General features: G+C 32.5%; 26 protein-coding genes. 1 reads left to right on the top strand and 25 read right to left on the bottom strand.

Annotated elements, in window-relative coordinates:
- Positions 1–47: 47 nt before the first annotated feature.
- The 8 genes from CGC63_RS10335 to CGC63_RS10300 form a co-directional block, all read right to left on the bottom strand.
- Positions 48–1,121, bottom strand: a complete 1,074-nt coding sequence (locus CGC63_RS10335; RefSeq protein WP_003020067.1) for an N-acetylmuramoyl-L-alanine amidase — start codon at positions 1,119–1,121, stop codon at positions 48–50.
- Positions 1,122–1,162: 41 nt separating this feature from the next.
- Positions 1,163–1,408: a hypothetical protein gene (locus tag CGC63_RS10330; protein ID WP_003020069.1), complete on the bottom strand. Its 246-nt coding sequence runs from the start codon at positions 1,406–1,408 to the stop codon at positions 1,163–1,165.
- Positions 1,398–5,288 (bottom strand): hypothetical protein, encoded by a 3,891-nt coding sequence (locus CGC63_RS10325; RefSeq protein ID WP_089438689.1) that lies wholly within the window; start codon positions 5,286–5,288, stop codon positions 1,398–1,400. Before CGC63_RS10325 ends, CGC63_RS10330 begins: the two co-directional genes overlap by 11 nt.
- Positions 5,288–6,106, bottom strand: coding sequence for a phage tail domain-containing protein (locus tag CGC63_RS10320; protein WP_003020081.1), 819 nt, complete (start codon positions 6,104–6,106; stop codon positions 5,288–5,290). The genes CGC63_RS10325 and CGC63_RS10320 overlap by 1 nt, the downstream gene beginning before the upstream one ends.
- Before the next feature lie 4 nt (positions 6,107–6,110).
- On the bottom strand, positions 6,111–6,338 hold the full coding sequence (locus CGC63_RS10315) for a hypothetical protein (RefSeq protein WP_003020084.1): 228 nt from the start codon (positions 6,336–6,338) through the stop codon (positions 6,111–6,113).
- A gap of 43 nt (positions 6,339–6,381) precedes the next feature.
- Complete coding sequence (locus tag CGC63_RS10310) at positions 6,382–8,127, bottom strand: coiled-coil domain-containing protein (RefSeq protein ID WP_003020086.1); 1,746 nt, start codon at positions 8,125–8,127, stop codon at positions 6,382–6,384.
- Between the two features lie 99 nt (positions 8,128–8,226).
- Positions 8,227–8,685: a hypothetical protein gene (locus CGC63_RS10305; RefSeq protein WP_003020089.1), complete on the bottom strand. Its 459-nt coding sequence runs from the start codon at positions 8,683–8,685 to the stop codon at positions 8,227–8,229.
- A gap of 278 nt (positions 8,686–8,963) precedes the next feature.
- A complete protein-coding gene (locus CGC63_RS10300; RefSeq protein WP_003020092.1) occupies positions 8,964–13,580 on the bottom strand; it encodes a hypothetical protein in 4,617 nt (1,538 codons plus the stop codon).
- Positions 13,581–13,645: 65 nt separating this feature from the next.
- Between CGC63_RS10300 and CGC63_RS10295 the strand changes: the two genes are divergently transcribed.
- Positions 13,646–14,107, top strand: coding sequence for a hypothetical protein (locus tag CGC63_RS10295; protein WP_003020095.1), 462 nt, complete (start codon positions 13,646–13,648; stop codon positions 14,105–14,107).
- 90 nt (positions 14,108–14,197) lie between these two features.
- Here CGC63_RS10295 and CGC63_RS15375 read toward each other — a convergent pair whose 3' ends face one another.
- The 17 genes from CGC63_RS15375 to CGC63_RS10215 all read right to left on the bottom strand — a co-directional run bounded on the left by CGC63_RS15375 (position 14,198) and on the right by CGC63_RS10215 (position 25,803).
- The gene (locus CGC63_RS15375) at positions 14,198–14,350 is read right to left on the bottom strand and encodes a hypothetical protein (protein ID WP_003020097.1); all 153 of its coding nucleotides are present in this window, start codon (positions 14,348–14,350) and stop codon (positions 14,198–14,200) included.
- 87 nt (positions 14,351–14,437) lie between these two features.
- On the bottom strand, positions 14,438–14,674 hold the full coding sequence (locus tag CGC63_RS10290) for a hypothetical protein (protein WP_003020101.1): 237 nt from the start codon (positions 14,672–14,674) through the stop codon (positions 14,438–14,440).
- A 494-nt stretch (positions 14,675–15,168) separates the two neighbouring features.
- Positions 15,169–17,751 (bottom strand): phage tail tape measure protein, encoded by a 2,583-nt coding sequence (locus tag CGC63_RS10285; protein ID WP_003020104.1) that lies wholly within the window; start codon positions 17,749–17,751, stop codon positions 15,169–15,171.
- Between the two features lie 17 nt (positions 17,752–17,768).
- Positions 17,769–18,155 carry a hypothetical protein gene (locus CGC63_RS10280; protein WP_003020106.1) on the bottom strand — a complete coding sequence of 129 codons (387 nt, stop codon included), beginning with the start codon at positions 18,153–18,155 and terminating at the stop codon, positions 17,769–17,771.
- Positions 18,156–18,163: 8 nt separating this feature from the next.
- Entirely contained in the window at positions 18,164–18,700 is a 537-nt protein-coding gene (locus CGC63_RS10275; protein ID WP_040351094.1) for a hypothetical protein, read from the bottom strand.
- 1 nt (position 18,701) lies between these two features.
- Positions 18,702–19,280 (bottom strand): RusA family crossover junction endodeoxyribonuclease, encoded by a 579-nt coding sequence (locus CGC63_RS10270; protein ID WP_003020110.1) that lies wholly within the window; start codon positions 19,278–19,280, stop codon positions 18,702–18,704.
- Positions 19,280–19,495, bottom strand: coding sequence for a hypothetical protein (locus CGC63_RS10265; RefSeq protein WP_003020113.1), 216 nt, complete (start codon positions 19,493–19,495; stop codon positions 19,280–19,282). The genes CGC63_RS10270 and CGC63_RS10265 overlap by 1 nt, the downstream gene beginning before the upstream one ends.
- A 69-nt stretch (positions 19,496–19,564) precedes the next feature.
- On the bottom strand, positions 19,565–19,900 hold the full coding sequence (locus CGC63_RS10260; RefSeq protein ID WP_003020115.1) for a hypothetical protein: 336 nt from the start codon (positions 19,898–19,900) through the stop codon (positions 19,565–19,567).
- Positions 19,901–19,937: 37 nt separating this feature from the next.
- Positions 19,938–20,723, bottom strand: coding sequence for a YomU family phage tail tube protein (locus tag CGC63_RS10255; protein ID WP_003020118.1), 786 nt, complete (start codon positions 20,721–20,723; stop codon positions 19,938–19,940).
- Between the two features lie 59 nt (positions 20,724–20,782).
- Positions 20,783–21,526 carry a hypothetical protein gene (locus CGC63_RS10250; RefSeq protein WP_089438687.1) on the bottom strand — a complete coding sequence of 248 codons (744 nt, stop codon included), beginning with the start codon at positions 21,524–21,526 and terminating at the stop codon, positions 20,783–20,785.
- Positions 21,523–22,059 carry a hypothetical protein gene (locus CGC63_RS10245; protein ID WP_003020127.1) on the bottom strand — a complete coding sequence of 179 codons (537 nt, stop codon included), beginning with the start codon at positions 22,057–22,059 and terminating at the stop codon, positions 21,523–21,525. The genes CGC63_RS10250 and CGC63_RS10245 overlap by 4 nt, the downstream gene beginning before the upstream one ends.
- Positions 22,056–23,033, bottom strand: a complete 978-nt coding sequence (locus tag CGC63_RS10240; protein WP_003020129.1) for a hypothetical protein — start codon at positions 23,031–23,033, stop codon at positions 22,056–22,058. Before CGC63_RS10240 ends, CGC63_RS10245 begins: the two co-directional genes overlap by 4 nt.
- Positions 23,033–23,332, bottom strand: a complete 300-nt coding sequence (locus CGC63_RS10235) for a hypothetical protein (protein ID WP_003020131.1) — start codon at positions 23,330–23,332, stop codon at positions 23,033–23,035. Before CGC63_RS10235 ends, CGC63_RS10240 begins: the two co-directional genes overlap by 1 nt.
- Positions 23,325–23,753: a hypothetical protein gene (locus CGC63_RS10230; RefSeq protein ID WP_003020132.1), complete on the bottom strand. Its 429-nt coding sequence runs from the start codon at positions 23,751–23,753 to the stop codon at positions 23,325–23,327. The genes CGC63_RS10235 and CGC63_RS10230 overlap by 8 nt, the downstream gene beginning before the upstream one ends.
- Positions 23,754–23,769: 16 nt before the next feature.
- Positions 23,770–24,300, bottom strand: a complete 531-nt coding sequence (locus CGC63_RS10225; RefSeq protein ID WP_040351096.1) for a hypothetical protein — start codon at positions 24,298–24,300, stop codon at positions 23,770–23,772.
- A 64-nt stretch (positions 24,301–24,364) separates the two neighbouring features.
- Positions 24,365–24,886: a YonB family capsid-like protein gene (locus CGC63_RS10220; RefSeq protein ID WP_154965461.1), complete on the bottom strand. Its 522-nt coding sequence runs from the start codon at positions 24,884–24,886 to the stop codon at positions 24,365–24,367.
- Positions 24,887–25,008: 122 nt separating this feature from the next.
- Positions 25,009–25,803, bottom strand: coding sequence for a GIY-YIG nuclease family protein (locus CGC63_RS10215; RefSeq protein ID WP_003020139.1), 795 nt, complete (start codon positions 25,801–25,803; stop codon positions 25,009–25,011).
- Between the last annotated feature and the right edge of the window lie 357 nt (positions 25,804–26,160).

Raw genomic sequence — 26,160 nt, 5'->3', positions numbered from 1 at the left:
AGGAATGGATTAGTGAAAACTAACCCATTCGTAAAATAATATATAACTTAGTAGAGTGCTCCATTTTCATCGGTTCTACCCATGTGACCATCCGATAAGAAAGCAAAGGCTCTATCACCAATCCAAACGATTTCATCATGTGCCATATAGCCACCATCTTTGAGCCAGAACCAATTTTCGTTTTCATCTTTATACCATTCGTGATTTGCCATACTTCCATCTGATTTAAGATAAAACCAATTACCATTGATGGACTGCCAGCCCGTGAGCATTTTTCCAAAATCCCCATCATGGTTTTCATTTAAGTAATACCAATTTGAGTCAATGAGTTGCCAACCTGATAACATGGCTCCTGACTCATCCATGTAATACCATCCATTATCTATGTACTGCCATTTAGTGTGCATAGCCCCCCATTTATCAATGTGATACCAAACACCACCTATCTGATGCCAACCTTCTTCGTACATATATCCGTTACCATCAAAGTAGTACCAATTACCATTAATTTTCTCCCAACCATTTGTTGTATAAGAACCATCTGAATGTTGATACCACCAGCCTGTATCATTCTTTTGCCATCCTTCTTCTTTAACATCAGTAGAAGATTGCCCTGTGATACCTCTATAGATAGCTTCTGCACATTTTTCTACATTCCATTTATTGTAATCGTTCTGACTATCTACAAAACAACATTCCACTAAGAGAGCAGGAGCATTTGTATGTCTTAATACATATAATCCTGTTCTTGTTTTTACACCTCTGTTTATAATTCCAAGAGCACTTGAAATTTCCTGAGAAATTTTTGTTGCAATGGCTTTCGTTTTTTCGTTATAAATTAGAGTCTCAACACCTGTACCGCCACCAGCATTAAGATGGATAGAAATATCCAAGTCAACAGAATGCGTATTACACTTAGTTACGATATTCTTTAAATTTTGAGAAGCAGTGCAATTACTGTCATCGGTACAGTCATATACTGTGTGTCCGGCAGCTCTCAACTTTGCAATAAGAGCATCTTTCACCAGTCTATCTTCCACAGACTCCTTTAAGTATCCACAAGCACCTGAAGCTCCTTTTCCTTGAGGGCAGTGTCCTGCATGTACATTATATGTAGCCATAATAAATTCCTCCTTTATTTTTGAGCATAAGAAAAGACTGATTATTCATCAGCCTTTTCCATATCAACTGTTTTCTGAGTTTTTGTTTCTTCCATTTTTGTCTGCTCTGCTTGAATATAATCCTGATATTCCTTTTCACGTACCTGACGACTTACTTCTGAAACATCATTGACAATATCTTTTAAAATCATTTCTGTAATGTAAATAGGTAATCCAGATTGATTGATAATATTTACAATATTGCCTTTTACTTCATTCAGTATTACAGACATAGGTTTATTTTCCATTTTCCTTTTCCTCCAATTTGCTTTCTAAAATTTTAATTCGATTTTGAGCAGCTTTCATAACTGCAATTGACCAATAGAGTAAATCAGCAAGATTAAAAGTATCTCCTGATTGAATAGATTTTGGTAGTGCATTTATATTTATTTTTTCGTTTTCAGAAGTAGAAGAGTATATTTGCATATTTTCTAATTCTGTATAAGCTTTTGAAATATCAAAATTATCGTTATTTCTATAAAGATTAACAGGTGATTGACCAATTACATTTCCATAAATAGCATTCCAACGCTTTGTAGGAGAGCCAATACTTCCTGTATTATCTTTGCTTGGTAAAATAGAGACTGTGTTAATGCCCGTATCATTCGACTCTCCAACGAAGATAGAACCAATAGAAGTGTTCACCAATACTTCAGGAACTTTCATTTTTCCACTATATGCAACTTGAAAAGGTGCTGTTTTTCTACCAGCATAAGTTGTTCCACTCCAAAATACAGGTGAAGTAATATCTGTGTCAATACCAGCAAACAGCTTGTCTTTTCCAGAATATAATCCTGTTTCTTCTATATTAAATCCACCAATTTTACCACCAGAAATCTGCGCATCTTTTGAGAATAGCTTGCCTTGTTTTGTAACTCTAAAAGTATCATTTCCAGCCCAAAACATTCTATCGTCAGAACCGCCATTTAAAGTACCAGAGGATAATCCACAACTATCTGCTTTACCAATTGAGATACCATTGTGTAAATATCCCTGAGATATTGTAAAGTTTGCAATTTTACCACCAGTCGCTCTTAAATTTTCCGTAGATACGTCAGCCTGTACAATTAAGTTATCATCAGAGAAATTAAATTTTCCATTGGCAAGTGTAAGAGTACCAGATGCAGTAACATTACCAAAGGCATCTACTTTAAATTTATCTGAAATACTTAACCCATTGTCACCAAAGTATTTTCCGTTTGTAGCTCCCCATGTAGCGTTTGTGTTGTAAATTGCAGTATCGGTAATTCCCCAATAACCAATTTTAGAACCAGAACCAGCAGTAAGAGTACCTGTAATATTCAAATTTCCTGTATCGTCTACATAGAATATTTTTTGATTTCCTTTATTTATTACAAATAAGTTTGTTTCATTTGGATTGATGGTAACAGTATTCGTTTTATTTGAAATCTTCAAACCATTCTTATCATCAAATGTCATGCTTCCAGTCTTATTGTAAATACCAATTTCTTCTGATAATAAAAGACCGCCTACAAGCTGATTGGCAATAATACCATACCCTTCTTTCATTTGACCATCTTTCGGATCATAATAAGTAAACTTACCAATCCCCACTTTTGAAGTCTTCCAATTGTCAGTTGTCATAACAATAGAAGAATTGATAAGCTTTGTTTGCTCATCAGAATATTTCCCTGTAAAATCATCATATTTCCTTAATAAAAGACCATTTTTGTTAAATACAATATCCTGATTATCTGCATTGTTTACAATCTTTGTAACAGAAGTATCCAGACCTTTTTCTACCCAATTCTTTAATGTTTGATTACTTTCTTCTCCCTGAGTAGCTTGTCTTTTAACAGAATTGTAAGAAGTAGAAATAGATTGACTTTGACTTAGAATACTTTCAATGTCTGTAATTGTAGTGCCTGTAAGTACGTCAGAAAATTCAACAGGAATAGTATCTAAATCATCATAATTGATTTCATAAGAAATAAGTCGCAATTTATAAACTTTTTCATCTACAATAAGTCTAAGCCAATTCCCTAATGCAAAGTATTTTCTTACATCTGCAAATGGACACATAATTAAGAGATTTTTAAGAGTAGTAGAAATACGGTGTTGAAGTGTAGAAGATTTGATAAGTTCTTTGTTGGCAGCTTCCAGAAATTCTTTTGCTTTTTTAAATATACCTACATTATCTAAACCATCAGATATATAATTTTCATTTTTCCACGTATCTTCTCTACGAAAAGTAGAAAACTCACTCCAGTAAGAACCTAAATAATTTTGAAAGTTTAATCTTTTTAAAACTTCATTACGCTCTTTTCCCAATACAGATTGTAAGCCATCTGATATTAAATTATGGTCTGTATCATACTTACCAGTAATTATATTTAGTTCATTTTCACGTATTTGAATTTCTTTTTCTATAAGTTCTTTTTTCTTTAAATACGGTTGATATAATTTTCCATATAAATCACTTTCAGGATTAGAAGAAGAATTCCAAGAGTCTTTATCTGGTACACCTTGTTCAATTAAAATGTTAAGACATGCTTCACACGCATCCTGAAAGATAAGAAGATAAGATAAGCAGTATTTCTGTAATTCAGAAGTAAATTCTTCTTCATTTTTTTTAAACAATCCTATAATACTAACATCTTCATCTTCTTTTGCTAATACCTTATCAATTTTCTGCTTTAAAAAATTCTCGTAATCATTGTTAAAGATGATATCAATTTCTGTACTATCAGCAGTATCTTCTTCGTCAAAATAGCTTGTTACAGTGAAACTACCTCTCCACGCAACACCTGAAATAGAACTATCTTTAATTTTGATTTTAAATTTTGCAGAGTCGATATATACTTTTGCATAATTTAAGATTGCACTATTAGCAGTGGCAAGAGATATGTATTTGATATTTTCTACAGAAATAGGAGATAAGTTTTCAGGAGTTAAAAATTTTAACTGTTCCTTTGCAGTAGAATGTGTGATTTTTATAGATGGCATAAGACTATTACGCAAATATCCATCAAAATCTATTGTGTTATAATATGCTTGCATTAAACTTTGATATCCTACAATAGGATTGTCAACAATAGATAGTTTATCATCATATTTTTGATATTTCTTAATTACGTTATTGTAGTTAGAAACAATATTCGAATCTAATGAAAATTCATGTTTCGTTTCATAAGAAGTGTATTCCTCTTCATACTGAGAGAGTTTAGAAACCAACCCCTCAGACATATCATGTTTCATTTCAGAAGTGATATTCCAAATATAAGACGAACCAGAAGGATTACTGTTCACAATTGCTGCGGTCATAATGTCATCTCCTGCTTCCAATCTGAAACAGTTTTTAACAGAGTCGGTATCTATAGAATATTCAATATTTTCAGCTAAATTTTCGCTTGATACAACTAAAGGCGTATTATCTCCATAGCCTTCATCAATATTTGAACTTCCACATTTAGGACATATATCGTGAAACTCTCCTCTATTATTGCAATCATTACAATAACTTTCTAAGTCATAGGCAGAAATTGTTCTAAAATATCCATCTTCAGTTTCTTCCCCAAATACAAATAAACAATGAATTTCATCAGCTATCTCCATCAATGCGTCATAAACTGACGTATCGTCAAAAGAAAAAGTTCTTTGCAAATTTTCCAGACTGCTATCTACATGTAAGATTTTATAATGAGGAGCTTTATCATGTAAAATTCTGTGTAACAAAGAACCTTTTGTATTTTTCTTGTCATGGAAAACTGTTTTTACATAGTCTTTTCTTGCAATATCAGCCTCGGTATTAATTTCAGTCTCATATAAATTCACCTGAGATAGTTCATACTCACATAAAGATACTCCAGAAATATTCTTAACGTTTTCATTGCTCTCACTAACGCTCACGGATATGCTAAATCTCTTTTTCCACTCAGGAACATGAATTACTCGAAAATCTTTTATTTCTCCCCATAACGCACTAATTTTCCCATTCACATATTTAGGATACGAAAAAGAACATTCGCTAGGACTATTCATTGCATCTTCAAAATGAATATTATAACTTTTATGCAATACATTGATTTTATCACCATTTTGTTTTGATAAGATGAGAGTAGGGATTTCTGGATTACCTGCGGTATCAAATTTAATAGTTGCGCTCATTAGCTCACCGCCTTTATATAGGGACTATATTTCAAAGACACTTGCACAGGAATTGAAAATGTTAATTTATTTTTTCTATTATAATATGAATTAGATATCCTCAAGAATTGGTAGTTAAAATCATTTTGGATTTTATGAGAAATGATAGATGTGTTCATTATTAAGTCTCTTGTAAATGTAATTGTTTCGCCATTAGAACAATTCTTAATGATCGTTCTTCTTTCTTCATTTGAATTTAAAATTTCTAAATTTCCTGATTCTAAGCACTTAATTTCAATATCAGGATAAATATATCCAACTTCATCTGATATATCATATATCGTAAAACTTGTATTGTTATTAGATGTTGTAAAATTATATGTAATTGGTTCATGTAGTGCAAAAGGTCTATTACTTATAAATGTAAGTTCTAACATGTATGTTTGTCCCATACATTCAACATCTTTTACATTAAAACTACCTTCCATATATATATCAGCCCAATTTGGTTGTAACAGTTTAAATCTATGAAAATCAGGTCTATTTAACCAACGTTTTAACACCCTTGACTCTGTAGTAGTAATAGGAGTTGGAATAGGTGACTGACAAGAATGTTTACATATACAAAAAGTTATTTCTATTCTATCTTCGTAAGCACTGTGAGTAAGTTCGAACATTTTCCCATTAAACATTGATTGTGTATTAAAACTTCTTTGAGAATCCGAGTTTATTGTTTCAAATCCTCCTGAATTGTCTGGGCTACAAATAATATATCCTTTGTCATTTAGAAATTCTCCTGCATACTCAAAATTTTCCGCAATCGTGACAATCACCTCCATTATTTTATAATTCTAACACCGATTTAAGAGTTTTAACTTCCTCTATCAATTTTACATATTCTTTTTCACGTTCTTTTAATCTCTCTACAATATCTTTCCATTCTTTTTCTATGGATTGTAGATTACGCAAAGTAATCTTAACATCATCAGGCAAGCCTGAAAAATTTTTTATAGATTTAAGAGTTTCTATCAGCAACTCATTTTGTTCTTGCATTGTAATTAAATCACTCATCCATTTTTTCCTTTCAAAAAAGGATGCGATATTTCACGCATCCTTAAATTTTAATTCCATATTTATTTAGCTTTCCTTTTCCTGCAATTCTATCTATGGTCATAGATTGTACAAGTTTTTCAAATTTGTCATCAGCTTGTAGTTGACGAACAAAATCATTATAATCTTGTACTTTTTCTATTCCTATATTGATTTGAATTTCAGTTGGATTATTACCTGTTGTTACATACTTAGATGGGATAGTAGGAGAAAACTTAGGCATATATTTACCAATAAAATCAGTAGGATTAGTTGCCATTTCCCAAATGTGATTATGAGAAGAATTCTTTAATACTGTGTCTCCCAAATTAAGCTTAGTTAGTAATGCATTGTCTTTTTTACGTACAATAGTTTCAGGAGCATCTTCATTTGTCCAGTATAATCCGCTTTTAGGAACAGATTTCACACCTGTCTTATATCCTTTAATCTGTTCTAAATTAACCCATCCTAAATCTCCATCACCAAGTTTATTTCCTCTGCTGATATGATAAGGCTTTGAACCTTTCGGATTTATTTTAGTAATATAAACTTCCTGACCTTGATAGCGATGTCCTAAAGGACGTTTACCATAAGAGTCGTAATAATAATTACCACTCACAAAAACAACTTTATCCCCCATATTAGGTGTACCATCACCTTGAGGTGAAGTTGGTTTTGGAGGTGTTGGAGGAGGAGATGGTTTTTCTACTCCCTGTTGTGACTGATTATTTTGAGATTGACTAATGTTAGACTGAGACTTGTTATTTGAAGCTTCGATTGCTTTGGAAATGAGATTTTTAATATCATTAATTGCTGTCATTACACCAGTCATAGTAGAAGAGAAGTTGTTACTATAATTGGTTAATACACCTGAAATACCATTTGAACCCCAAATTGTATTCATACTATCAGTAATTGTATATCCTACTTTATCAGCCTCGGATGTAATTGTATCTTTGATGCCAGAAGACTCGGAATTGACATTTGCAATAACATCAGAAATTAACATATCAATATTGTCAAGGCGCATATTGAGTATGGTTTCATATTCTGTATACAATTCATCAAGAAGTTTCTTTTGCTCTGATATGGATTTCTCATATTGGGTTTCAGCTAAATCATCCTTAGACTCTGCAAGTGCATTTTCTAATTCCTGACGTTTTGCTGCACCTTCTTCTGAATTGTCTCCTTTATAAGCTGCAAGCTGTTTCTCTATTTCAGCAATTTCTTTTTGCTTTTCAGCAATTTCTTTTTGATAGTCATATAAATCCTTCTGGCTATCTAAAGTATCATTATATTTATCAATCAACTCTTGCAAACTGTCTAATTGCTTTTCGATACCTTCTTCAACCAAGTCTTTAATAGCTTCTTTTTCATCTTCAGCAGATTGAATAGCTTCTCTCTGTAAATCTAATAATTCACGCTTACGGTCAATGAGAGTTTGATTATGAGGGTCTTCAGCAAGCTCTTTCTGGATTTTCTCCATTTCTTTTTGATAATCATCAGCTTGAGCCATATAAGTGTTATAATTAACACCATGTAGCCCCATAGTAGCTTTGCCTTTATCTGTGATTTTCCCTTTATCATCAAACAATTTATCATTAGACATCAGCTCAATAAGGAAATCAGACTCTTTGTTAATATCAGAAATTCTATCCTGAATTTTATCAAAGATATCCCACTGAATTTCCTGTATTGCGTTTTTGTAATCAATTAAAGAAGATGTAGAGTCCTGAATAGCTTCATTAACATCGTTTATATCCTGTTGCATTTTAACAAAATCTTCACATAGCTCGCTACACTATGCAGTTCTCTTATGAACTTCTCTAGGTATTACCCAGAAGTTGAGACTATATTTTCTATCTATTTTTTATTCTTCCGTACTTATTAATCCCCATTTTTTCAATGTACTTACTTCCATACTTTCAGCTAATGTCTTTATAATATTGAGTGCCTTTATTTTTGCTTCATAAGTATCAGGGATTTTCCAGTAATAGCAAACTAAACCTTCGATAAAAATATAAAATATAAAATCAAAACTCCTCATTAATTTCATAGCTTTCATATTGTATATTATTGTGGAGTTTTCAATATCAATTTTAAAATTTTCATCTAAGGAGTCATACTCTTGGAAACATATAGTTACAGGTTTCAATTCTTTTTGGAATTCCTTAGACTCATTAGCTATAGTACGTGAGATAAGCTCTAAGGTATTATTGAATATAGTATAATGTATGCCTAAAAGTTCACATTCAATATTTATTGAAATTTTATTTTTAAACATTTGGGGAATTTTAAAACTGAATGACATTGAATTGTTATTTTTCATTACCGGAATTACCTCCTAAAAATTATTTGTTATATTATACCAAATAATTGTGTTATGAGCAATGAAAAATTGTGTAAAATGAAATAGATAGTCTATATTTTTCGAAACACCAATCGCTTGTGTTCCTACATTAAGGCTTTCGCCACCCATAAAGGGTTAGTCGTTGAACGTCTACCATGTCATGTATGATTTAGGTAGTTCGCTGCGTCTGAGTGACTTGCACACTCGGTTGTCCCTAGCCTAATATTTTTTATGGTTTCTATCTTTTGACTGTCGTGTTATAAACACATACCGCATTCACGCTTACTGTTTCCAGTTACGTTGTAGCATATTAGGGTTATGGGGATTTTCCCGCAATAAAATAGATTACGTGGCTTGATTTTAAACCACGCATCAGAATATTCTTTAACATTTCCGCTTGAAACAGCTTCATTTAAAGAAGCAATTAAACGATCTCTTTCTTCCGTAAGTTGATTTAATGTTTGATTTTCTAATGCAATAAGAGAGTCATAGTATTTTGTACTGACCAAATATCCAGCATTTTCATCCTGCTCGATATAGCCATCTATGATATTCTTATTGTGTTCAATCAGACTGATGTAATTGTCAAATTCCTCAACAATATTGTCAAACGCCTGTTGATATAATTCTTTTACAGACTCAGTTAATTCCTCAACCGCATCTTTGCAATCGAGGGCTTTTTCATACCACTGTTTATAATCATCAATGTTTTTCTTTAAATCTTCATCTGTAATTGTAGAAATATCAATTGTACCATTTTTTACCTGAGTCTTGTAATCATCAGATAATGAGATAGAATTTGCCTGTTGCAAATAACGCTCATAGGCTTGCTGTTGAACCGTAATTTCATTTGAAACTTCGCCCATTTGTTCAGCCAGAGCCTTACTTCTTGTAGCATAGGTTTCAAATGCACTTCCAGCAATTCTATCTAAGCTTTTGATTTTACGCTCTAAGCGGTCAATCTTGATTTCAATCCAATCTAAAGCTTCCTCAAATTCTTTTGCATCGTCAGTAGAAGAGGAGGAGTTGGATGATTTTTTATTAGATGATTTTTTATTAGAGCTGGAGTTAGAATTGCTTGAAGAAGGCTTCTTTTTATCTGTGCCAGTTGCAGCTCCACCTTGGAAAGAACCTCCACCAGAACCACCTGCATAAGCACTTGCTAAGGTTGAAGCAATAGAACCATCGGGAACAGTGCCATTAGCATAAGCTTTTCCATGACCTGCGATTTTCCCGTGTTTTAATAGCTGTTCTGTTTGTTCTCCATTAAATATAATGTCGCCTTTTTTTAGTTGCTCAATATGAGCACCACCGGGTATAATACTCCAAACCCCATCACGTACTATACTTTCTGGCTTCTTTAATTCATTGACCAATGCTTTTTCGTCTTTTTGAATTGCAACATTTCCGCCAGCATAAGCCGATATAGAATTTGATGTACCTTCTGCATGAGCAGGAGAGAGCATTGTACCTGATGCTTTAGAGGCTTTTTCTTCTACACGTTTTGTAGTGACAGTAACAGTTTTGTTTTTTAATCCTGATATAGCATTAGATAAATCTCGAACAGAGCTTGTGCCACTTACGGAAGCTGAAACACTTACTGTTTTACCTTGAACTTTTTCTATGGCACTAGATAAAGCCTCTACATCTGTTTTACCTTCTGTCTTAGCCTCAACGGTTACACCTACATTTGCTAAGTCGCTTGCTCCAATGCTTGATATTGTTGATTTTATACTCTCAATAGAAGTTGGGTCAACATTCAGTGTTGCCAAAATTTCTGCTTGTTTACCATCAAAACTGCTAATTTCAGAAGCAAGTCCATTAAGTTTTTCCTGAGCTGCTGAAGTATCTACATCGACACCAGCAGATTTTAAGGTATTCAATCTTTCAAGTTCGTTATAGGCATTTTGAAATTCTTGCAGCTTTCCAATTACAGATGATACGTTTGCATCAACATTGCTTGTATCTGCCGTCATTATCACAGGCTCATTTAATTCCTGTTTTTTAGCAATCAATGCTAATAATACATTTATCACATCTTGAGCACCTTCAGCTTCAATGTTTATTGTGCCGTCTTCATTCCTCAATTTATCTAATGAAGACATAATACCAGCAATTTGCGTATCAATATCAAATACACTGTCAGAGTCTAAGTTTATTTTAATAGGAACGCCCTGACTGTTTTCATTAAGCAATTTTTGAACTATGTCTACCGAGTCTTTTGCCTGTCCTTTAAATTCTTCAAAGTTACCTTCTGCATTTATTTCGATAGGCTCAGACTCGATTTCTTCTCTGACCTCATCTTCATTGACAATGTTCATTTCACCGTCAATTTCAAAGTATCCCTCTTGAGCCAATCCTTTTAATTGCTCGTCTAAAGCTGCAACAACCTCATCTGTATTTTCACCGTATCTATTTTCAGCAAGAATTTTGTCTCTTTCTTCTTTTAAAGACTTGTATTGTTCCTTTGTTTCTATAATCTGTTCATTGATACGGTCTATATTACTCTGAGTGACTGCTTCAAGATTATTTTGCAGTTCATTTAAATCATTTTCTAGTCCAGCTATTTCTGCCTTTTTTGCATCAATAGCGGTCTGATTAGCTTCTGTTTGGACTTGGTTTCCATTTTCGTCAGTGGTAGTGTACTGACCTGTGGTTTCCATCTCAGCTAATTCTTTTTTAGCCTTTGCCAGTTGAGCTGTTTTTTCTGAGATTTTTTCTATTCCTTCTTCTTGTGTGGAGAAGAAATTATTAGAGAACCCATAGTCTTCGAGTCTACCGAACATATCCATGAAGAACTCAAATCCCATTCCCATATTCTCTGCGGCACTTTCTAAATCAGATATGTTATAACTCCACTGTTTTGTACCATCTGAAAGTGTTTCAAATGTAGCATAACCTTTTTTCTCAAGGTCATTTAAGAAATTCTGTACGCCAGTGCTGTCTTCTGTAAGGTATCTTGTAGCCTTAGAGTAGTTTTCTATAAAGTTAGCTGGGTCTTCCGCACCAGTAGGAGATAAGTATTTTGCTCTTGCTTTGAAGTCATCCGTACCAATAAGACCTTTATCGTACATTTCCTTGGCTTCTTCAATATATTTCAGAGCATCTAAATAGTCGTCACCCTTGTTTCTATTTTCATCCGCCATTTTGATAGAGTCGAAAATAGGGTTTGCATTGATGTCTTGAGCAGCTTGTTTTGTTTCAATCATTGCTCGTTTTAGTTCTTCAGCATTTCTTACATCTTTCTCAGATATAATATCAGAAGCTAATTCTAAATCTGCTCCTGAAAGATTGTCAGCGAATTCTTTTCCAACTTTTGCGGAGACTTTAGAGTAATGAGCTGCCATGTTTTCAAGCTCTCTATCAATACCAAGGCTTGCTTTCATCATATCAGATGTAATTCCCGGCATTGAACCAGAAATAGTATCGACCAATGAATTTACACCCTGTTCATATTCCTTGAAAGACATTTTATCCTTGTCTTTATTTAACTGGAATAAGTCCTCGATTGAAGTTTGAACTTTTTTATTTCCTAAAGCAGAAGTAATAGAAGAAGTCCATTGTTCAATGCTTTCAGTGGTAGGGAAATTTTCATTAACATAGTCTGAACTTAATCCGCTTGTAATAGACTGAATAAAAGTATCTATTGCAGGAGATTTTTCTACAAGCTTTGCATACTCATCTGAAATCATAAAGAAACTAGGTAGTGTTTCTTTTACAGAAGAAGCATATTGCTCAAGCTCAGTCTGTCCTTTCTGATAAGGTTCTGATATTTTGTCGATGCCCTTTGCAATGCTTTTATCATCAATTTTCTTGACACCTATTTCTCCTAGCGCATCATCAATTTCAAAAAGGTTGTACCCTTTTTCACTTAGTCCGTCCATTATACTTCTATTCCAAGACTCTAAATTTTCAACATCAAGGTTTTTATAACTGTCAAGAATATATTTATAGATGTCTTGCTTTTGCTTTGCACCAGTATCTTTAAATAATGAACCTCTCTCATCATACTGAGTTTTGAAACCTTTGATTACATCAGAAGCCTTGCTAATATTCTCTTGATATTTTTCAACATCGTTATCTCTAAAAGCCTGATTGAGCTGTTCCATATCCGTAGCAGCTTTTATAATTGGTTGACCCAAGCTATTAAATCCAACAACTAAATTAGGAAGCGTATCAGCTAAACTCGAAGCGAGAGATTGGTATTCTGCAAATTCATCAGAGCTTAAAGACATATTAAGTCCTGACTCATTAACACCTTTAGCCAATTCAGTGAAACGCTCTAAGTTGGAAGTTTTCCATTGATTGCTATTACTTATAGCATCATAATTTGATTTAATTGCAGCGGAAGCTTCTTTGCCTTTTTCTATGACATTATCCTGTGCATGAGCTACAGTATCGTAGAGTTTAAAGGCTAATGATAATGCTGCTCCAATACCAGCATTGAGAAGTACATTAAGTCCACTGCCTAATAATGCTTTACCAAAGCCTTTTAAGCCGTTGCCGACAACCTTACCAAATGTACCAAAGGAAGATTTTGTTTTAGTAAAGAAGTCTTTAAATTTATTTCCTGTTAATTGAATTTCTTCTCCAGAAGATGATATAGCTTTTGTCGTCTTTCCCATAGAGTTAGCAAGACCTTCAAGAATATCATCTCCATCTTGAACATTGGATAAGAAGTCTACAACGTCAGAGCTTAGTCCACCAAAACCATCTGCCCATTTTTTAACGTCAAAACTTGAACCACGTTTAAATTTATTGTTTTGGAAGTCGCTTATAATTTCATCGTATCGTTCAATATCTGCTTTGCTTGCCGAAGTGTATTTTCCACCTTTGCTCTTATTAACAAAATCGAGATAGCGATTACCTAACAACGAATGGTTGATTTATACTTGTTTTGAGAGTATAATAATGTATATGAATAGAGGGAGGAAAATACATGATTGAAGACGATAGACCAATTCGCATATGTCCTAAATGTGGTTCTATTATTACCGCACGTAGAAGTGACGAATGTAACACCTGCGACTTGGAATGGGATAAACTTATTTTAACTAATTATACGTTTAAAATACGTTTAGAAATGGATAAAGAACAAAAGAGAGAATGGGAAGAAATGCTTCGTAAACGATATGTTCTTTCTCCAGACAATCCATACTACGATAAAGAAGCATGGAATAGAAGAGAAGACATTGAATTTCAAATACAGCTTCAAAAAGATAATTGGGAGAAAAAACGCAATGAAGAAGCCGCTCAATCTCAATCACATCAACTAATCTGTCCTAAATGCGCTGGCACTAATTTTACGCCTGTCCGTAGGAAATGGAGTTTTATTACAGGTTTTATGACCAATAAGGTCGATATGGTATGTAATGATTGTGGTCATGTCGTGAAAAAATAATACGATTAAAAAAGAAGCAGGAGAGTAATACTCTTTCTGCTTCTTATATTCTCCTCATAATAGATAACATCTGAAAAGATATTTACAACTTTACTTGATACGCTTAAAAAGGCGTTCAGCTTTTGCACAAGACTCTAACATTTTTGGAGTAATTGTATTCTTATTAAAACGTTCTATAAAATCTTTGGATGATTTCGCATCTACAACGATTTGAGTTTTACTTGGTTTCGCTAAAACTGCCATCCTTTTTCCTCCTGATTTATTAATAAAATTCTTTCCAATTGTATCTTTATAAGTATAGAATGAGGGTTGATATTTCTTATTTATTTACTATCTTTCAGAACCCTGATTATCAATCAGTTTCTTAACTTCCTCAATACTTAATCCTTTTTCTTCTATAATAGAAGACAATTCTTCCAATTTAATCTTTTTCATTTCTTCTTCTAATTTAGATTTCTGTTCTTTCAAATTATAAATAATTGTTTCATGACTATCAATTTTTTCATTTAAATCTGAAATTTTCTTTTCTAACAAATCAATTCCTGTTAATCGTTTACCTCTTGCCATAATAATTCCTCCTGAACTTTTTCTTATATTATAGCACAGGTGAGCGAGAGATAAACAAAAAAATATCGTTATTTTTTTACAAAATTTGTACATTCCATCAACGCTTGTACTACGTCAAAACATGTGTATACATATAAGATGGATTTATATGAATGATTTTCGGTTATACACAACCTATCGTTAGAGCACACCTTAGTAATGTAAAAACACCACTTGCTGTCACTGCTCGTTGAGCATAGTCCCATACGGACTGTCTGCTGCGGATTATTCCATAAATATCGTTGTTACCATACCTCGTGCTTTCACATTTGCCACATATAATATTTCTACTATAGTTTGGTAGATATTTATAAAGGAAGTTTCCCGTACCTTAATCATTAAAAGGTAGCTTGTTGTATTATCAACAAACCATTTTCCAGCATTTAACTACAGGAGTCCTTGCTATATAATAGCTCGTACATGTCGCCATTAAACTCCTCGGTGGCTTAGGTTATCTATAGAGATACACAGACGATTTTCTGTGAACTCCAACCACCGCCTTGAAAGCCTTGAAAAATACCGAATGCTCCTAATAAGGAGGGGATTGTATGAAATCTTTCAATTATACTATCTAAAATATTGAGAGTTGTTGTACCAGCATTTACAATTCCTTTTAAGAAATCTGAACCGACAACTGTGTTAGATAATGTTTGAAATGAATTTTTAAACCCTTCAATTGCACCTGAAAGTGAATTTTGATAAGCTTCAAATTTTTCAGTAGCATATCCTTCGCTTTCATTAGCTGTTTGCATATACTTCTTGGCACTGTCATAATTTGCCATAAGGGTTCTAAATACTTCCGCTTGTCTTGTTCCAGCAAAGGCTTTTGCTAAAGCATTTTGTTGTAATTGAGACAGATTATCCCACTTAGATGCCAAGTTGTCTAAAACATCGCCATAATCGTTATATTCTGTTACAGTTTTTCTTAAATCTATACCTACATTTGATAAAGTTTGCTCTACATCAGAAAGAGTTTCTGTTGTACCATCCTCATCAATCAATTTAAACTTTCCTGCTTTAATATCAGACATTCTGGTAAAGATTGTTTTAAATGCGTTACCAACAGAACCCATATCAGCCTGAGTGGTTTCACCAACAGTAGCTATGTAACCAATTAAACGTTGCATTTCAATACCGGCATCCTGTGCGGTAACTGCTGTTTTTGACATTGCTTCCGCTAAACCGCCTACATCAGTAGCAGATGCCATATCTACAGCAGATAACTGATCTACAATATTCAAAGCATCTTTGGCTTCTACCTTAAAGCCTTTCATTGCAGAAGTAAGATATTTTGTACTTTCCTCAGAGGATAAATCGCCAACTTTAGAGAGAATAATAGAGTCAGTTGTTAAGGTTTCAGCTTCTTTTAAGCTTTTGCCTTGTTTGAGCCACTCAGTATTTGACTTAGCGACATCAACTCCAGTAGCCTTTAATTCTTTACCCATTTGGCTATAAGTTTCCATTAAGGATTGCGCTTCTTTATCTGAAACACTTGTAGCCATTTGTAAATCAGTTAAAGCATCGTCTACTTCATGAATTGTACCAATCATTTCATGAGCAATATCATCAGCTCGATTTAATAAAGAAAATGAACCAAATATTTGAGAAAGACTACCCAAACTCTTTTTAAAAGAGTCTGTCCAGTTTTTCCCAACTAAACCTTCTCGTTTAGCAGAAGAAACTAATTCGTTACGTCTTCCTGTTAAGGAGTCTAATTCTCCCTTAGTAGTTGCTTTTGCTTGCAAAGTAGCAATTTCTTTTAACTCTTCACCATATTTTTTTAATGCTTTGGTATTTTTTTCTAACCAACTTAAAGTATCATTAGAAGCAATTTTACCTAAATTACCTGCTGGTTTTTGTAACCCTTCAAAAGCTGTATCAACCTTTTTAACCGATGAAGCAATTTCATTCATCTGTTGTTCTATTTTAGAAAAATCAGCATTATCACCTTTTGCAATCTCTGAGTTAATGTCTGAAAAAGCATTTTTGACTTTTTCTAGTACAGGAAGGATTTTCTGATATGCAGTAGCACCTTCAAACTTACTTCCTAACTCATTATAGGACTTTATTTTGTCATCCCATTTTTGGAATTTGTCTAAAGTTTTGCTGATATCATATCTTTCAGACATATCATTTTTTAATCTTTTGGCAAAATCTCTGGCTTCTTTTTCTCTTCTGGCAATTGCCATGTCAACATAATTAACAGAAGTTTGTGAGTCTTTTTGTTTTTGAATCTTTGCTGCTTTTTTATCTTCTTCATTTTGTAGCTTTTCTAAAGCTTTCTTCTCAGCAGCAATTCTCTTTTCTTCTTCTTTCCTTTTTTCTTCATATATTTGACCAATGGTTTTGTCAGAAGATACTTTTTTACGCTTCGGAACTTTATCCGGTAGGTTAGCATATTTCTCAGCGGCTGTATTTAATTCTTTAAAATTGTTGGTGAGAATTTGTATGGAAGAAGTGATATCCTTAATTTGCTCATTGAGTAAAGAAAAAACAGAATTGTTATCTAACTGATCTAATACATCTTGAAATGTTTCTATCCGACCTTTTGCTTCCTGCATACTTTGAGTAAAATCATTGATATTTTCAATTTTTACTTTAAGACTAAGTTCGTTGTCTTTAGAATTGGTGAGCTTGCTTATATATGTGCTCATAGAAACTAATTCTTGTCGCATATCTCTCAAGACGCCAGCAAAAGTATGAGATGTCTTATTCCCATTTTTATCCATGCTTTTCCATAAGGTTTTATTGAAAGCATCGTCAATCAACTTGGCTTGATTTTTAATTTCATCTACGCCATTTTTAGAACTTTCAGCAAGGCTTTTAGATAGTTTCTTCTCTAAATTTTTAAAATTTAAGCGGTCTATTTTTACTTGCAGCACATTAATGGCACTGGTAATATTATTAAAAATTGCCTTATCATTTGCACTCAATTCGATTTTAATAGGTTTGGCAAGATTTTCTTTTTTCTTTTCTGCTGCGCTAGTATCTAACTCTACCTCACCCTGTACTATGACTCGTTCTATATGGTCTGCCATTTAATCACTTCCTTTCATTAGTCAAATTTTGCAAAATAATCTCGTATAACTTCCATAGGAGGAGTTGATACTGCGACTGAAGATGTCCCATGTATACCCAATTCCATAACTCCATGAAATACATATTCATCTCCAAGCTTGTCTTTATGACCAACAGCGACACCTTCTAATACACGTATTCCAACCTCATATTTGATAGATGAAAGCTTATGTTTAAACGGAGAACACACATAGTCAAAAGAATGCATACGTTTGTAGTGAATAGGAGAGTAGGCAGCATAAAATTGAGCTATCGCCATATCTCCTAAATCAACACATTCAGCATAAATTTCCTCAGCTCTTTCTTTAACTTTTTTTTCCAGAACTTTTTCTAATCTTTTTTTTAATGCTACGTCTAAATTCACATAATCACCTATTGTTTTTTATTTTGTTTTTGAATTTCGTCAATAAGAATGTTTATTTTGTCGTTGTCTATTTTATTTAACCAGTTTTGTAAACTGTGTACGTATTTTTCTAGCACATGAATAACTCTTGTAACTTGCCTTTGTACAAAAGAAGGTGTAGAAAGATAGTTGGTTCTAAAATCCTCTTCACACATTGCAAAGATTTTTCTGTATTCCTCCAAATCTTTTCCGATTGTATTTAAAATAATATCAACCAATCCTTGTTCCTGAAGTAAATCATAATCTAAATCTGTATCTGTATTAGAAACTTCAAGTCTTGTATATAGTCTTAAAATAGAAGCAGTGAAACTTAAATACATTTTTCCCGTATCAGATTTAATTTCTTTATTAATTAAATTGTGGTTTTCTACAATGAGTTTGGCGCACTCTAATTTGATACGAAATGGAATATATTTATTCACAACAACACTTTCTAAGACTTCCTGTTTATTAGCTGCTGCATTATATGTATCAATAAATTGTTTTACAGTAATTTTCTTTTCCATATTATTTATCCTCTTTTTCAATTGATTTATATTTTTGACATTCTAAGTTTTCAATGTCTTCCGTAATTCTTCCTTCAATAGACTTTGTTAAAATACTGCAATTACGTTTGTATCTTTTACATGTTTCACATTTACAAACAAATTCCTCATAAGTGTTTTGATTAGGAAAGATACCTTTATAATTAACAGGTTTTATTTCAATTTCCATTCTTGGGTTTTTATTGTCATAATAAATTCCCATAACTCTTTCACAAAGCTGTGTATCATCTATCCAAACTAATTCAGTATCAGTAATGGCATCTGCTAAACACTTGAAATAATTATTAGCATCCATATCGACTCTAGGGAAATAGAAGACTACATCCATATAATAATGCTGAAATTTATTATCAGACTTTACCCATCTTTGTTTTTCAACTTCTTTTTTGATAAGTTCTATAATATTTTTTTGGTAATCCTTAGCTTCTTTCGTTTTGTAACTCATAGCCATTGGTTTTCCATTTTTAATAATTGTGCGGTATGCTAAGTAATGATTAACGCTAGGTGGAATAGGAGAAGTAAATACTAATTTTTCTTCCATTATTCCAATGTCCTTTCACACCATTTTTTATAACATTCTTCACTTTCAGCTTTATCGTATACATATACTAAAAGCCCTTTGCTATAATACATATCAACTGGAAATAATCCGTGTTTCATGTACAACATGTGTTGTTTTATATTAACAATCCTACATACATCTTTAGTATCATAATGTGTAGGGATTTCTGCAAATTTCGATTTTACTTGACTCATATCCGTTTTTTCCTTTCAAAGTAAAAATAGGAGATGTATTCTATTTTTTGAACGCACCTCCTACCTTTCTTATTTTCTATTGTTTGTTTTTTTCGTATTACTTTTTATCATTACAGGAGATTTTATTTCTTCCTGTTTATCCTCTTTCACTTCTTTTGAAAGTATTCTTTTAACCTGATTTTTAACATTTTCAGTAGCATTTTTTAACACTGTTAAGTCCAATGATTTTAAACGAATAATGGCTTCTTCATCTGTATAAAATCCTTGGTCATGACGCTGAAGTACATCAAATATCTCTGAACAGTTTTCGTCATGAAATAAAACCATCCATTTAGGTTTATAAGCGTCTTCTGCACAATATGGACAATATTTATATTCTTTTTGACATAATAAACATTTTCTCATAAAAGCACCTCCATAATTAGAGAGATAAACTCTCTAATTACTCATCAATTACATAGATTGTGAAGAGGCGTTTATTTGCATCGCAGTAATCCTGTAAACATTTAATTGTAAATGGATGTGTTCCTTCTGTAGTAAAGTTGAAGTCTACATCACCTGTTAATTTAGCATTATGGAATTCAACTAATGCATGTACAATATGTTCCTGATTGCAAATATCATAACCTAATACATCCAACAGGAATCTACCAGCTTTCGGGAATTTATTTCCATAATTAGTTACAGACACACCGTCTTCACGTTCATAGGAATATGGAACACAAATCTTCATACCAGCTTTTAAACCTGTTGGTAATTTAATAGAAGTCTGCTTGTCTGTATGAGTGAAATCTGTTGCATTAGCTTCACTGCCTTTTTTATATTTTTCAGCAACAGAAGAATCTGCTTTAATTAAATAAATAAATGGAATTGCTCCTACTGGTGTTTTACTTAATGTAATAGTAGTAGCGTCTTCTCCTAATACAAACTCTTCGTTAATTGGAACGATCTGTTTTTTCTCACTAGACATAATTTCTTTAGTGCTACCGAGCTGTGCTGCTGCCAGACCTAAGTCAAACAGAGAGTTTTCGCCGGAAAATTCTGCTGTTTTAGCTCTATCTAATGTCATAATTGGTGTACCAATTGCATCTACAATGTCCGTTGTTTCAGTAGCGCAATTTAAACTTGGATTAGTAACCTGTGTAACTCTCCAAAGTAACTCGCCATTAGTTTTTGAAAACATTGTTCCATTTATAACTCTGTCAATGGCAAAATTATTAATATCCATGTTTTATCCTCCTTTATGTAATAAAAAAGAACCTATAAAGGTTCTAATAACTTTCTAATTTATTTTTCTTTTCTAAAATCTCTCATCCAATTCAACTGGTTTTTATCCAATTTGGACGTATCAACAAATCCACCGTATATACCACTAAGCATGGCATTGGCATTGTTAATTGCATTTATTCGACTTATCGCATCCATAAATGCATAATAAGTTAAATTGCATATTGAATTTACATCATATTTAAAACCTGATGAATTCACCATTGAAGAAATAAGCGGCAGAAGAGTAGAAGTATTTTCTTTTTTAGCAGATTTGGCAATATCTTCTCTATTGATTTCTACCAGTAATTCTTTCATAGTATCGGATTTTACTTTTTCAACTTTTGGTGTAATATTATGAATTGTTCTTAGAATTTTTACGATTTGTTGATAGACTTGATTGTCAATTATAACTTCTTCACCAGAAGGTTTTTCCTGAAATAGTACATGTTCTCCAGTTTTATTATTCTGTCCGAATTCCATGATACTTAAATCTAAATCTCCTAAAAAAACTCTTGTATCTTGAGAAGTTAAATTTCTTGTTAATAAACAAAAAAAATCAAAATCAGATATATCCATCCAGCATATCCCCATATCCCACAACATTGCTTTCATATCAGATGGAATAGCAGTTAAAAGATGTAATACGGTAAAATAATTATTTTCTCCTACAGAAATCACATCTCCTATTGTAGGACTGTTCACAGCAATGCAGTCATTTATTTTATACTTTTCGCCAACATATAATTTCAATTCATCAATCATAATATTCTCCTATGAAAATTTTCAAATTCATATTTATTAGTTTTTACTGCTTCATTTAATGATGCTGGTTGAATAGCTTTAAATGTTATAGTTCTGCTTGATGAATATGCATCCATAATTCCCGGAACATCTGCAATTTCAACTAATTGTGCTCCTAAGATATTAGAGTAATTAAATATATCTCTGATTAAATAACCGAGCAAATCATGTCGAGAGATGCCATAAGGTGTCTTCATATTATCTTCATTCACCCACACATTGAATATAAAAAGCATATCTCTCATGTGTTGATTTTTAACATTCATTGACTGTTGCTTAATATCAAAGCATATAAAATTTTTTGTATCTGTTGTTGTTCCCGGAACACGAATATAATCAAATATATTTTCATCTAAATATGTATCTGGCTCATCAGGATTAAGCTTAGGATTATTTAACACTTCAATAATATCTTGGTCTGAATATAATTTTTCTTTTATAATTCTTTTAGCTTTAATAATAGAGTCATCTATATTGTTGATATCTCTTATCATATACTAATCACCTCGATATCTATTGCATCTAGCAGTGTATCACCTTTGTATGCAGATAAAGTAAATACACTTCCTATTAAATTGTAGTCTTTAATGATTTTGATTTTTATTTGATTGGAGTCGTAAGGTGTGATAACCTGATAATTTTTCGTATCTATTCCAGTGATTTTCCATGAACAAAAATCTATATTAGGAATAGAGTAGGTTTTATACGAGCCTCCAACTTTAAGATTAGGTTTTCCTGAATAGGTTATTTCATATTCAACCTTCTCAGAACTGTCCTCTAAAACTTTATTTTTATAGTAATCAGCAATCATAAGTTCCTTATTATCCATATTTGGATTAAATAAATCTTGCTTTAAAGTGATTTTAGTTATTCCTACCGGAAAAGTATCTTCACGTTTTGATACTTCCCAAGCAATAGGATTGATTTTATTATCACTGATTAAAAAACGCATATTGTAATCTATTGTTTGTGTATGTTCATTTGTTGGTACGATGAATTGTGTTTGATTCTCTGGAGTTGTAGTGTAATAATCGTGCCATACTCCGGCGTTGTAACTTGAGCGTGATCTCAATACTCCTAAACATTCGTGTATAACACCATTTACAATCCACTTAAATGTCCAGTTACATTTCAAAACATTATATTTAACAAACTGGGGTTCATCACTTCTACCTACAATTAGCCATCTGTTATACATTCCTACATCATCTGGAATATCAACAAAAGTTCCAATAGGATAATGTACTCCAGGTCTAAACTGTAAATGATAATCTACAGCGTCTTTTGAGATGCTATAATAAGTATGTACAATGTATTTTGCATCTACAGGCTGGTTATCTATATAACATTTCCTGTAAGCAATGTCTCTTGTAAATGTATTATCCATAATCATGTCTGATTGTTTTTTTAATGCTTCTCCCATATAATTCCCAGATGTTTTAAGTCTTTTTCTATAAAGTTCAAGCATTAATATTCACCCATTTTCTTTATAATTGAACATGAGTCTAAAACAGCTTTCCTATATAGCTTAAAGTCATTTTCAGACCTAGCTGCTTCAATTAAAGCTAATATGGTAATCCATCTTGGTTCATTTGGAAAAAGATTTGACATTCCACGAATGCGGAAGAGAAGAGTTGAAAAATAATAATCAATATCTGAATTATTATTTTCTTTAAGAGGTAAGAGTTTATAGATTTGATTGATAATATCTGAATAATTGTTTCTAAGGGATTTTATAGGAACTGTTCCATAAATTGTTTTATTCATTTTTACGTCCCCAAATAAAATTTTGATAACCATAATCCCTCATGAGATTTAGGCAATTTACACGGTTAGTTTCTTTTAAAGCCATAAGTTTATCAAGCTGATTTGCTTGGGCATAAAATTTTTCTTCTTTACCCCCAAAGAATTGTGATGTATATAATACAGAATTCAATTGTGGAGCTAACCATTCTCCCACCATTAGTTCAGCTAATATTTCTTTTTCAATATCTAATAAATCATCTCTAAAACTGTTTAATTCATCGTCCCTATTTGTTAAATCTGTCTTGCAACGTCTAAATTTTGCTATAGCACCATTTAACCAATCATGCAGCATCATCCTAACATCTTTATCAGACAGCTCTAACAACTTATAATCTGTAATTTTTGTAGAAAATCTCTCATATATTTCATCATAAGAAGTCATAGGTTATCACTCCTTTTTACAAGAGATTGAAAAGGTCTGTACCACAAATTTTATCTACAATTTTTACTTTACTAATAGAATCAAATGTTCCTGCATCTAATCTCGTTGAAACTTCCATTTTAATTGCATCTTTAAAACCTTCAGGAAGGCTTTTTAAAGTTTCTTCAAAATCAGCAACAGGAAGATTTATAATAGTGTTGATATCTGATGTAGTAATTAAACTATCGTATAATTTCTTTAAATCAGACCAGTGTGGATTTTCTAGCAATTCTTCATCTTCAATTATAAAATATGGTTTATATAAATACCCTGAACGACTTGCTTTTAAAGTATATAAATCACGATATTCAACCTGTACAATATCTCCATAAGATTCCCATGTATAAAGTATTTGACTCTTACTTCCCGGAAGCAGAAGAGTGCCCTGAGTAATAGAACGTACAAGAACTAAATCTTCAGGTTCAAATTTACGAACAACTTTTTCTTGTTCTGATTTTATTGGTTTTGCTGTTTTAATAACAGCTTCTACATTTGTTGCTTTAGCCATTTTTATCTCCTTTTTATCCATTTGAAAAGAGGCGGTAATTTTATACCACCTCTAAAAAACTGGTTTACCCAGCAATTGTCCACATACCGAATTTTTTACCTACAATAGTAGCTACGCCCATTTTCTTCTGGAATTCATATTCGATAGTCATATCCATGTTTGTGTTGCCATCATTAACTTCTTTAATATTGGCTTCACCTTCATTAAAGATTTTAATGAACTTATTATCTGCAACAGGCATAATCAGTAATTTTGTATTGTCTACCAGCTTTTTACTTGTATCATTAGGAGCGAAAGACTGAGGAATTTCAACCAGACGGATTCCTTCCCAAATTCCCAATCTACCTGTTGTATGACGTTCATCTTTCATTCCGTTTGAAATCCACTCTGTTGCAATCATACCATTTAATTTAGAAAGAGCGGATTTTGTACCCATGATAACTACTTCATCGCCAGTAGCAGCCTGTACATCTTCAATTAATTCTACGAACTGAGCTTTTGTAGTGTCATCTAATTTACCTGTTTTATTAAACTGACTAGAAGGCAGTACCTTAGTACCAGCAGCCATAACTGCTTTATATACCATATCGTTTACAAGTTTGTCATAAGCTTCATAAATTTTCTGAATGAATTTAGCCCAATCAATTTTACCAGTCATAAACTTCTCATACTCTGCGTAAATTTTACATTTTTATTTAACAATTGATATCATTTTTCGATTTTTTCCCATGTTAGTTTTTCACCGGTAACGGGATGTTTACCAGCACTTTTTAATCTCCCTTTTAAACATGAAGTAATACTTCCTCGATTAACTCCATATTTATCTGACGCATATTTGATACAATCAAATGCTTCATCTAATTGAGGACAATATACTTTAGTAGCTCTTGGATTGTTTTCTCCTGTAAGGGCTTGCTTATATTTTTCCAGTGTTTCTTTAGATAAGTTTTCACGAGAATGGGCTTTTCCTAATCTGACATGATCATATTCTTCCCAATTAAAATTTATCCAATAATCTTTTTCTTCTGAACTTAATTCATCAAATTCTTCCAGATACATGTAATTTCGTTTTTGTTTACACCAAATAGACATTGTTGCAGAACTAACATTTGCACTGCTCGCTGCCTCATGCACAAAATTATAGGTGGATTTATCTTTTAGACATATAACAACCTTACCGATAGAAGTATTTTCTCCTCCGGGGGTTAAATTATATCCATTTTGATGCGACATAGATTTGTATAATTTAATATAATGACATTCTCTTTCGCTAAGATTTTTTTCTTCGCACAACTCAAGAACATAAAAGTTAAAATTTGTTTCTCCATACTTAATCCACGCTGATTGTAAATATTGATTTGCGTGCGTATGATTGTTTAAATAAGACTTATGCTCATTCCATCTTCTTTTTATATTCCTTGACATTCCAATATATTTTTTCTCGTTTATTGTATTTTCAATACAGTAAATACCGCATAATTCTTCAGTTAAATTATCTTTCATTAATACCTTCTTTTTGTAATTATTTCGAAAAATGTTATCATTAGGACGCTACTCCTTGTTGGCAAAAGCCCTTTAGCTTTCACTAAAGATTAGACTATATCTTCAGCCACACGTAGGTGACTGCACACCACTTCGAATTACCAATAGCTTGTAACCCTACTCTCTTACGAGATAGTCGTTGAACGTTCTCCTGTTCGGAGCTTCGCTGCTGATTGCCTATTTTGAGCATAATAAAAACACCTAAAATAGGTGTTTCTTGCTTTTGATATTTAGGATTTAACCATGTATCATCTAATTACTTTTTTCTGTTTTCACAACCTTCGCACTTAGTCATATTTCATACTTATGCTGTGGTGT

The sequence above is a fragment of the Blautia hansenii DSM 20583 genome (assembly GCF_002222595.2).
GTDB classification, from domain to species: Bacteria; Bacillota; Clostridia; order Lachnospirales; family Lachnospiraceae; genus Blautia; species Blautia hansenii.
This window is presented reverse-complemented; position numbering and strand designations above follow the sequence as displayed.